At 69.1% G+C, this 11,091-nt stretch carries 5 protein-coding genes; all 5 read right to left on the bottom strand.

Annotated features, from left to right (window positions below):
- Positions 1–32: 32 nt before the first annotated feature.
- The 5 genes from AB0399_RS39360 to rpoB all read right to left on the bottom strand — a co-directional run bounded on the left by AB0399_RS39360 (position 33) and on the right by rpoB (position 10,529).
- Positions 33–503: a DUF1707 and DUF4190 domain-containing protein gene (locus AB0399_RS39360; protein WP_366414556.1), complete on the bottom strand. Its 471-nt coding sequence runs from the start codon at positions 501–503 to the stop codon at positions 33–35.
- Between the two features lie 82 nt (positions 504–585).
- Positions 586–1,218, bottom strand: a complete 633-nt coding sequence (locus tag AB0399_RS39355) for a TetR family transcriptional regulator (protein ID WP_329365819.1) — start codon at positions 1,216–1,218, stop codon at positions 586–588.
- Positions 1,219–1,229: 11 nt separating this feature from the next.
- Entirely contained in the window at positions 1,230–2,774 is a 1,545-nt protein-coding gene (locus AB0399_RS39350) for an MFS transporter (protein ID WP_366414555.1), read from the bottom strand.
- Between the two features lie 277 nt (positions 2,775–3,051).
- Complete coding sequence (locus AB0399_RS39345) at positions 3,052–6,951, bottom strand: DNA-directed RNA polymerase subunit beta' (RefSeq protein WP_328468066.1); 3,900 nt, start codon at positions 6,949–6,951, stop codon at positions 3,052–3,054.
- 92 nt (positions 6,952–7,043) lie between these two features.
- Positions 7,044–10,529 (bottom strand): DNA-directed RNA polymerase subunit beta, encoded by a 3,486-nt coding sequence (gene rpoB, locus AB0399_RS39340; RefSeq protein ID WP_328468064.1) that lies wholly within the window; start codon positions 10,527–10,529, stop codon positions 7,044–7,046.
- Positions 10,530–11,091: the final 562 nt, after the last annotated feature.

Below are 11,091 nucleotides of genomic sequence, written 5' to 3'. Positions count from 1 at the left end.
GGGGGCGGCCGCCCGGCGTCAGGGGACCGGTGTCAGGGGCCCGGGGCGAAGGCGAGGAGGACGGCGATCAGGCTGATGAAGGCGAGCAGGCCGGCCAGGCCGAGGTAGCCGAGGACGAGGCCGACGGTGGCCTGCCCGTCGCCGTGCTGGCCGGTGCGGCGGATCTGGCCCCTGGCGACGTGGCCGCAGATGACCGCCGGAAGCGAGGTGACGCCCAGGGTCAGGAAGCCGAGAATGCCGCAGACCAGAGCGGCGGTGGCCGCGCTGTTGGTGCGCGGGACCGGCGCGAAGGTGAGGGGGACGGGCGGATACGGCTGTGGCGGGGCCCGGTGCGCCGGAGCGTGGGGGATGTCCGCGGTGATGCGGTCGAGGTCGGCGTAGGTGCGTGCCTGGTACGCCCAGCCGATCCGCTCGTCGTACTCCTCGGGCCTCAACCGGCCCTCGGTGTACGCCTCCTTGAGGATGTCCACCGCGTGCTCACGATCCGCGTCACCGGCCAGCATGCCTCCAGGATGCCCCAAAACGGCGGTCCGTGGGAGGAATCGCGGTGCGGTTGCCCGGGAATCGCGCGACGGCGGGCGACGGCTAGCCGTCGCCGGGAACGCCGCCCGGCTCCTCATCGGCCCCCGGCGTGGCGAGCGCGCTGAGCGCTTCCGTGACCAGGGCGACCAGCTCGTCCTTGGGGACCGAACGGATCTCCTCGAACCAGCCGAGCGAGCGGCCCAGGCTGATGCCGTACAGCGCGCAGACGGCGATCTCCGCGCGCAGCCGGGCGCGGTCCAGGTCCCGGTCGGCGAGGTCGGCGGCCAGCGGCTCGACGACGCGGCGGGCGATCCGGTCACCGGCGGCCACCCGGATCTCCGGGGAGGTGTCGGACCGGATGAGCGCCTGGAGGATCGGGCCGGGCCCGCGCTCGTCGGACCTGGTGACCAGGGTGTGGGTGATCTGCGCCAGCCCCCGGAAGTCGGCCGGCATGCGCGCGGCGGCGTCCTCGGCCACCACCGCGGCGACGTACAGCTCCGCCTTGTTGCCGAAGTAGCGGGCGATCAACGCCGCGTCCACACCGGCGCGCTCGCCGATCTCCCGGATCGTGGTGCGCTCGAAGCCCTTCTGCCCGAAGAGCTCCTGCGCGGCCCGCAGCAGGGCCTGCTTGCTGGCGGCGGCGTCCCGGGCCCGGCCCGCCCGCGGCCGCTCGGGCACCGCGTGCTCGGCGCTCACCCTGGTCCTCCTCAGCGGGTGTCAGAAGTCCGGTCGTCGACGGTCATGTAGCCGGAGCCGGCGAGTTCGGCCTCCTCCTCCATCATAGGGACGACCGCCGCCGGGGCCGGGGCGCCCGCCGCGACCCGGCGGCCGGCCCCCAGCCCGGGCAGCACGAAGCTGATGACGGCCGTGGCCACGCCCAGCGCGGACGCGATGATCAGGGCCATCCGGAACCCCGACACCTCCGGCAGCGCGCTCCCCGCGTGGGTGTGCGCCATCAGCACGGCCGCCGACAGCGCGCTGCCGAGCGTCAGGCCGATGCTGCGCAGCACCTGGTAGAAGCCGGTCGCGCTGCCGGTCTCGCCGGCCGGCACCGCGCGCACGATGAAGCCGGGCATCGCGGCGTAGGTGAACCCCATGCCGAAGCCGGCGATCCCGGAGACCACGAACGCCTCCCACAGGTGCGAGTGCTCCAGCGCGAAGAAGCCGGTGCCGAAGGCGAAGATCAGCGAGCCGAGCGGGATCATGCTCCGCGTGCCGAACCGGCGTTCGTACATCCCGAGGAAGCGGCTGGCCACGAAGTTCGTCACCGCGTAGGGCACCAGCACCAGGCCGGAGACGACCAGCGAGGCCCCGAAGCCGTAGCCCTGGGACGCCGGGACCTGGACGAACTCCACCACGACCGGCAGCAGCAGGTACATCGCCACGCTGATCAGGAACCCGCCGGTGTCGGCGGTGAGCACCGAGCGGTTCTTGACCTGCCGCAGGTCGATCAACGGGTCGGTGGTGCGCAGCTCGTACGGTATCCACACCGCGAGCAGCACCAGGCTGCCGGCGAAGAGGCCCAGCGCGCGGGCCGACGTCCATCCCCAGCCGCCCGCCTCGCTGAGCGCCACCGAGAGCCCGACGACGACCAGGCTGATCAGGGTCGCGCCCACGGTGTCGAAGCGCCGGGTGGGCACCTCGGCGCGGCCGGGCAGCACGAAGGCGGCGAGCAGGAACGCGCAGCCGACGGTGATCGCGCCGAACCAGTACGCCCCCCGGAAGTCGAAGGTCTCCGCGATCAGCGCGGTCAGCGGGTAGCCGAGCCCGGCGCCGATCGCGGCCGTGACCGAGAGCGTGGCGATCGCCTGCCGTGACTTCTCGGGCGCGAGGTTGCGCCGGGCGACGGCCATCGCCACCGGCAGCAGGCCGAGCCCCACCCCTTGCAGGCCGCGGCCCACGATCAGCATGGCGAAGCCGTTGGAGAGCGCGGCGACCACGCAGCCGGCCACCACCGAGCCGAGCGCGGCGAGGATCACCTCGCGCTGCCGGGGCCCGTCGGAGAGCCGGCCCATCAGGGGCGTGGCGAGCGCGCCGGTCATCAGCGTGATGGTCAGCAGCCACTCAGCCGTGCTCAGCGAGACGCCGTCGGCGTGGGCGATGGTGGGGATCAGCGGGGCGCCCAGGCTGGAGACGACCGACATCAGCGAGCCGACGATCACCAGGGTCGGCCCGAGCAGGCGCAGTCGCAGCCCGCGCGGTAGGGCCCCGGGCCCGGCGGGCCCGCTTGCTATGTCTCCGCTGATCGACACGATGCCGTCGCTCTCCCGGGTCGGTTGTCACCCACTGATGTCATCAGATGATGACAACGGAGATAACGGTAACACGCATCTATCTCCGCCCCGACGGCACCCCGGCCCCGACCGACCGGCCCGGCCGCACGCACGGCGCCACGCACGGCCCCCGCGCCCGGCCCGCACAGCCCCACGCACGCCCCCCCCGGGCACACGAGAAGGGCGGCCGCCCCGGAGTCCCGGGGCGACCGCCCTTCCTTCGTACCGCGGTCCTTCAGACCGTCAGGCCCACCACTCAGCCGTTGTACGGGCCGTAGTCGTAGTCCTCCAGCGGCACCGCCTGGCCGGAGCCGGTGCCGAACGGGCTGTAGTCGATGTCGTCGTAGCCGACGGCCGAGTACATCGCGGCCTTGGCCTCCTCGGTCGGCTCCACCCGGATGTTGCGGTAGCGGGACAGACCCGTACCGGCCGGGATGAGCTTGCCGATGATGACGTTCTCCTTCAGACCCAGCAGCGAGTCCGACTTCGCGTGGATCGCCGCGTCCGTCAGCACCCGGGTCGTCTCCTGGAAGGAGGCGGCCGACAGCCAGGACTCGGTGGCCAGCGAGGCCTTGGTGATACCCATCAGCTGCGGACGACCCGAGGCCGGGTGACCGCCCTCGGAGACCACGCGACGGTTCTCGGTCTCGAACCGGCCGCGCTCGACCAGCTCGCCCGGCAGCAGCTCCGCGTCGCCGGACTCGATGATCGTCACCCGGCGCAGCATCTGCCGGATGATGATCTCGATGTGCTTGTCGTGGATCGACACGCCCTGCGAGTTGTAGACCTTCTGCACTTCCTGCACCAGGTGGATCTGGACCTGGCGCTGGCCGAGGATGCGCAGCACGTCGTGCGGGTTGGTCGCGCCGTAGGTGAGCTTCTGGCCCACCTCGACGTGATCGCCCTCGCCGACCTGGAGCTTGACGCGCTTGGAGATCGGGTAGGCGATCTCGTCGGCACCGTCGTCCGGGGTGACGATGATCTTCTTGGTCTTCTCGGTCTCCTCGACCCGGACCCGGCCGGCCGCCTCGGAGATCGGCGCGACACCCTTGGGCACGCGCGCCTCGAAGAGCTCGACCACACGCGGCAGACCCTGCGTGATGTCGTCACCGGCCACACCACCGGTGTGGAAGGTACGCATCGTCAGCTGGGTACCGGGCTCACCGATCGACTGGGCGGCGATGATGCCGACCGCCTCGCCGATGTCCACCAGCTTGCCGGTGGCCAGCGAGCGCCCGTAGCAGTAGGCGCAGGTGCCGACGGCCGACTCGCAGGTGAGGATCGAGCGGGTCTTGACCTCCTCGACGCCGTGCCGCAGCAGCTGGTCGATGAGCACGTCGCCCAGGTCGACGTTGGCGGGGGCGATGACCTTGCCGTCCACCACGACGTCCTCGGCGAGCATCCGCGCGTACACGCTGGTCTCGACGTCTTCCGCCTTGCGCAGCGTGCCGTCCTCGGCCCGCTCGGCGATCCGCAGCTTCAGACCGCGCTCGGTGCCGCAGTCCTCCTCGCGGATGATCACGTCCTGCGAGACGTCCACCAGACGACGGGTCAGGTAACCCGAGTCGGCGGTACGCAGCGCGGTGTCGGCCAGACCCTTACGGGCACCGTGGGTGGAGATGAAGTACTCCAGCACGGACAGGCCCTCGCGGAAGGACGCCTTGATCGGACGCGGGATCGTCTCGTTCTTGGCGTTCGACACCAGGCCACGCATACCCGCGATCTGACGCATCTGCATCATGTTCCCGCGGGCACCCGAGTCGACCATCATGAAGATCGGGTTGGTCTTCGGGAAGTTGGCGTTCATCGCCGTGGCGACCTCGTTGGTCGCCTTGGTCCAGATGTTGATCAGCTCGTCCGAGCGCTCCTGCTTGGTGATCAGGCCGCGCTCGTACTGCTTCTGGACCTTCTCGTCGAGCGCCTCGTAGGAGGCGATGATGCCCTTCTTCGCCTCGGGCACGACGATGTCGGTGACGGCCACGGTGACGCCCGAGCGGGTCGCCCAGTGGAAGCCGGCCGCCTTCAGGTTGTCGAGCGTCGCCGCCACGATCACCTTCGGGTACCGCTCGGCGAGGTCGTTGACGATCTCGGAGAGCTGCTTCTTGCCGACCGCGTAGTCCACGAACGGGTAGTCCTCGGGCAGCAGCTCGTTGAAGAGCGCCCGGCCCAGGGTGGTGCGCAGCCGGAAGCTGTCACCGACCTGGTACGGCTCCTCGCCCTCCACCGGCTCCGGCGGGGTCCAGCCGCGCGGCGGGACGGTGCCCACCGGGAAGCGGATGTCCACCCGCGCCTGCATCGACAGCTCACGCGCGTCGAAGGCCATGATCGCCTCGGCGGTGGCGCCGAACGCCCGGCCCTCGCCCTTGACCTCGCGCTCCTCGGAGTCCGTGGTCAGGAAGAACAGACCGAGCACCATGTCCTGGGTCGGCATGGTGACCGGGCGGCCGTCGGCGGGCTTGAGGATGTTGTTCGAGGACAGCATCAGGATGCGGGCCTCGGCCTGCGCCTCCGCGGACAGCGGAAGGTGCACGGCCATCTGGTCGCCGTCGAAGTCCGCGTTGAACGCGGTGCAGACCAGCGGGTGGATCTGGATGGCCTTGCCCTCGACGAGCTGCGGCTCGAACGCCTGGATGCCCAGCCGGTGCAGGGTCGGCGCACGGTTCAGCAGCACCGGGTGCTCGGCGATGACCTCTTCCAGCACGTCGTACACGACCGTGCGGCCGCGCTCGACCATGCGCTTGGCCGACTTGATGTTCTGCGCGTGGTTGAGGTCCACCAAGCGCTTCATCACGAACGGCTTGAAGAGCTCCAGCGCCATGGCCTTGGGCAGGCCGCACTGGTGCAGCTTGAGCTGCGGGCCGACGACGATCACCGAACGCGCGGAGTAGTCCACGCGCTTGCCGAGCAGGTTCTGGCGGAACCGGCCCTGCTTGCCCTTGAGCATGTCGGAGAGCGACTTCAGCGGACGGTTGCCGGGACCCGTCACCGGGCGGCCGCGGCGGCCGTTGTCGAAGAGCGCGTCGACGGCCTCCTGGAGCATCCGCTTCTCGTTGTTCACGATGATCTCGGGGGCACCGAGGTCGAGCAGGCGCTTCAGGCGGTTGTTGCGGTTGATCACACGGCGGTACAGGTCGTTCAGGTCGGAGGTGGCGAACCGGCCACCGTCGAGCTGGACCATCGGACGCAGGTCCGGCGGGATCACCGGGACGCAGTCCAGCACCATGCCGCCGGGCTTGTTGGTGGTCTGCAGGAACGCGGAGACCACCTTGAGCCGCTTCAGGGCGCGGGTCTTCTTCTGGCCCTTGCCGGTGCGGATGATCTCGCGGAGGCGCTCGGCCTCCTCGTCCAGGTCGAAGGACTCCAGGCGCTTCTGCAGCGCCGCGGCACCCATCGAGCCCTGGAAGTACGTGCCGAACCGGTCGCGCAGCTCGCGGTAGAGCAGCTCGTCGCCCTCCAGGTCCTGGACCTTGAGGTTCTTGAAGCGGGCCCACACCTCGTCGAGCCGGTCCAGCTCGCGCTGGGCGCGGTCGCGCAGCTGCTTCATCTCGCGCTCGGCGCCCTCACGCACCTTGCGGCGGACGTCGGCCTTGGCGCCTTCGTTCTCCAGCTCGCCGAGGTCGGCCTCCAGCTTCTTCTGCCGGGCCTCCACATCGGCGTCACGCCGCTGCTCGACCTGCTGGCGCTCCACGGAGACCTGGGCCTCCAGCGAGGGCAGGTCGCGGGTGCGGCGCTCGTCGTCCACCCAGGTGATCATGTACGCCGCGAAGTAGATGACCTTCTCCAGGTCCTTCGGGGCGAGGTCGAGCAGGTACCCCAGGCGCGAGGGCACGCCCTTGAAGTACCAGATGTGGGTGACCGGCGCGGCCAGCTCGATGTGGCCCATCCGCTCACGACGCACCTTGGCGCGGGTGACCTCGACGCCGCAGCGCTCACAGATGATGCCCTTGAAGCGGACGCGCTTGTACTTGCCGCAGTAGCACTCCCAGTCCCGGGTGGGGCCGAAGATCTTCTCGCAGAAGAGCCCGTCCTTTTCCGGCTTGAGGGTGCGGTAGTTGATGGTCTCGGGCTTCTTGACCTCGCCGTGCGACCAGGTCCGGATGTCGTCCGCGGTGGCCAGGCCGATCCGCAGCTCGTCGAAGAAGTTGACGTCGAGCACTGTGTCGTCAATCCCTCTCAGGGTTGATTCTCAAATGGTCTGAACGGGTCGCGGGAGAGCCCGTCCGGCTGGAGACCGGACGGGCCGGCCCGTCAGACCTCTTCGACGCTGCTCGGCTCGCGCCGGGACAGGTCGATGCCGAGCTCCTCCGCCGCACGGAACACGTCCTCGTCGGTGTCCCGCATCTCGATGGACATGCCGTCCTTGGACAGCACCTCCACGTTGAGGCAGAGCGACTGCATCTCCTTGATGAGCACCTTGAAGGACTCGGGGATGCCGGGCTCGGGGATGTTCTCGCCCTTGACGATGGCCTCGTAGACCTTCACGCGGCCGAGCACGTCGTCGGACTTGATGGTCAGCAGTTCCTGGAGTGCGTACGCGGCGCCGTAAGCCTCCAGCGCCCACACCTCCATCTCGCCGAATCGCTGCCCGCCGAACTGCGCCTTACCACCCAGCGGCTGCTGGGTGATCATCGAGTACGGACCGGTGGAGCGCGCGTGCAGCTTGTCGTCCACCAGGTGGTGCAGCTTGAGGATGTACATGTAGCCGATGGAGATCGGCTCCGGGAACGGCTCGCCGGAGCGGCCGTCGAAGAGCCGGGCCTTGCCGGAGGACTTCACCATCCGGTCGCCGTCGCGGTTGGGGACCGTGGCCTCGAAGAGACCGACGATCTCGTCCTCGCGGGCGCCGTCGAAGACCGGCGTGGCCACGTTGGTGTCGGGCTCCACCCGGCCGGCGCCGATGGCGTCGAGCCGGCTGGCCCACTCCTCGGCGATACCGGAGACGTCCCAGCCCTGCTTCGCGAGCCAGCCGAGGTGGATCTCCAGCACCTGGCCCGGGTTCATCCGGGACGGGACGCCGAGCGGGTTGAGGATGATGTCGACCGGGGTGCCGTCCTCGGTGAACGGCATGTCCTCGACCGGCAGGATCTTGGAGATGACGCCCTTGTTGCCGTGCCGGCCGGCCAGCTTGTCGCCGTCGGTGATCTTCCGCTTCTGCGCGACGTACACGCGCACCAGCTGGTTGACACCGGGCGGCAGCTCGTCGCCCTCCTCACGGTCGAAGACGCGCACGCCGATGACCTTGCCGACCTCGCCGTGCGGCACCTTCAGCGAGGTGTCGCGGACCTCGCGGGCCTTCTCGCCGAAGATCGCGCGCAGCAGCCGCTCCTCCGGGGTCAGCTCGGTCTCGCCCTTCGGGGTGACCTTGCCGACCAGGATGTCGCCGGCCACCACGTCGGCACCGATCCGGATGATGCCGCGCTCGTCGAGGTCGGCCAGCACCTCCTCGGAGACGTTCGGGATGTCCCGGGTGATCTCCTCGGGGCCCAGCTTGGTGTCGCGGGCGTCGACCTCGTGCTCCTCGATGTGGATCGAGGAGAGCACGTCGTCCTGCACGAGGCGCTGCGACAGGATGATCGCGTCCTCGTAGTTGTGGCCTTCCCACGGCATGAACGCGACCAGCAGGTTCTTGCCGAGGGCCATCTCGCCCTCGTCCGTGGACGGGCCGTCGGCGAGCACCTGGCCGGCCACCACGCGGGCGCCCTCGTCCACGACGACCTTCTGGTTGAAGGAGGTGCCCTGGTTGGAGCGGGAGAACTTGGCGATCCGGTACGTGGTGTACGTGCCGTCGTCGTTGGTGACCGTGACGTAGTCGGCGGAGACCTCCTGGACCACACCGTCCTTCTCGGCCTTGATCACGTCGCCGGCGTCGACCGCGCAGCGGTACTCCATGCCGGTGCCGACCAGCGGCGCCTCGGCCTTGATCAGCGGCACGGCCTGGCGCATCATGTTCGCGCCCATCAGGGCGCGGTTGGCGTCGTCGTGCTCCAGGAACGGGATCATCGCGGTCGCGACCGACACCATCTGGCGCGGCGAGACGTCCATGTAGTCGACGTCGTCGCCGGGGATGTAGTCGATCTCGCCGCCACGGCGGCGGACCAGCACGCGGGACTCGGCGAACCGCAGTTCCTCGGTCAGCGGCGCGTTGGCCTGCGCGATGACGAAGCGGTCCTCCTCGTCGGCGGTCAGGTAGTCGACGTCGTCGGTGACCTGGCCGTCGACGACCTTGCGGTACGGCGTCTCGATGAAGCCGAACGCGTTGACCCGGCCGTAGGAGGCGAGCGAGCCGATCAGACCGATGTTCGGGCCTTCCGGCGTCTCGATCGGGCACATCCGGCCGTAGTGCGACGGGTGCACGTCACGGACCTCGAAGCCGGCCCGCTCACGGGACAGACCACCGGGGCCGAGCGCGTTGAGCCGGCGCTTGTGCGTCAGGCCCGACAGCGGGTTCGTCTGGTCCATGAACTGGGACAGCTGGCTGGTGCCGAAGAACTCCTTGATGGAGGCGACGACCGGCCGGATGTTGATCAGGGTCTGCGGCGTGATCGCCTCGACGTCCTGGGTGGTCATGCGCTCGCGCACGACCCGCTCCATACGGGCGAGACCCGTACGGACCTGGTTCTGGATCAGCTCGCCGACGTTGCGGATGCGGCGGTTGCCGAAGTGGTCGATGTCGTCGGTCTCGACGATGATCGACCGGCCCGACTCGCCGACCGTCTCGGTCTCACCGGCGTGCAGCTTCACCAGGTACTTGATCGTGGCGAGGATGTCGTCGGTGGTGAGCACGCCGGCGTCCAGCGGCGCGTCGCTGCCGAGCTTCTTGTTCACCTTGTAGCGACCGACCTTGGCCAGGTCGTAGCGCTTCGGGTTGAAGTAGAGGTTCTCCAGCAGGGTCTGGGCGGCCTCCTTCGTCGGCGGCTCGCCCGGGCGCAGCTTGCGGTAGATGTCCAGCAGCGCGTCGTCCTGGCCCTGGGTGTGGTCCTTCTCCAGGGTGGCGCGCATCGACTCGTACTCGCCGAACTCCTCGAGGATCTGCTCGGTGGTCCAGCCGAGCGCCTTGAGCAGGACGGTGACCGACTGCTTGCGCTTGCGGTCGATGCGGACACCGACCATGTCGCGCTTGTCGATCTCCATCTCCAGCCAGGCACCCCGGGACGGGATGATCTTGGCGGAGAAGATGTCCTTGTCGGAGGTCTTGTCGATGGAGCTGTCGAAGTAGACACCCGGCGAGCGGACCAGCTGCGAGACGACGACACGCTCGGTGCCGTTGATGCAGAAGGTGCCCTTGTTCGTCATCAGGGGGAAGTCGCCCATGAAGACGGTCTGGGACTTGATCTCGCCGGTCTCGTTGTTGGTGAACTCGGCGGTGACGAAGAGCGGGGCGCCGTAGGTGAAGTCGCGCTCCTTGCACTCGTCGAGCGAGTTCTTCGGCGGCTCGAAGCGGTGGTCACGGAACGTGAGGGACATCGACCCGGAGAAGTCCTCGATCGGGGAGATCTCCTCGAAGATCTCCTCCAGACCGGACTTCCTGGGGACGTCCTGCCCACTGTCCAGGGCCGCCTCGACACGGGCCTTCCACGCGGCGTTGCCGAGCAGCCAGTCAAAGCTCTCGGTCTGGAGCGCGAGGAGGTTCGGAACTTCGAGCGGTTCACGGATCTTCGCGAAAGAGATGCGCAGCGGGGCGGTGCTTGCGCCGTTGTTCGAATTGGTGGTCGAGGCGTTGCGCGAGGCGGCCAAGAGGGGGTCCTTCCGAGGGCTCGGACTCACTACGCGCGTACCGGACCGAACCCGAGCGGAAGAGAAAAGCCCTGATGACAGGCTTCCTCACGAGTGCTCGGACACGGGCATACCCCTGGTGACGGGCCAGGCAGCAGCTAACAGGCAGCGCAAAGGGTCAGTGTAGCCACTTGGCCCACTGATGTCCAGGCTGAGATTCGGAGTACCGAATCGTCGCCCCCTCCGCCTGTCTCATCGTCCGCGTCGCCCGGCCCTCGGAGCCCGGGTGCCGCTTCCGTCATCCTGTCCTGCCTGCTGCGCGCCCGGCCGGAACCGGTCACTCAACCACCATCGCATCCATTCCCGGTTCGCCGACGATCCATGCATCCGGCTCGCCAAGAAGTGTGCGGCGGATGTGTGCGGGATCGGGTGACCGCGTGTGGCAGCGCGTCCTGAGAATTGCGCGCTGCGTGCCATCCGTCAAGGCCCAAGCCTCGCGGAGATCGAAAACGACCGAGGGCGGCCACCCGATCGGGTGGCCGCCCTACGGCGGGTTCCGCTACTCGCGCAACGAGACGGTGCT

The sequence above is a fragment of the Streptomyces sp. NPDC088194 genome, assembly GCF_040702025.1.
Lineage (GTDB): Bacteria > Actinomycetota > Actinomycetes > Streptomycetales > Streptomycetaceae > Actinacidiphila.
This window is presented reverse-complemented; position numbering and strand designations above follow the sequence as displayed.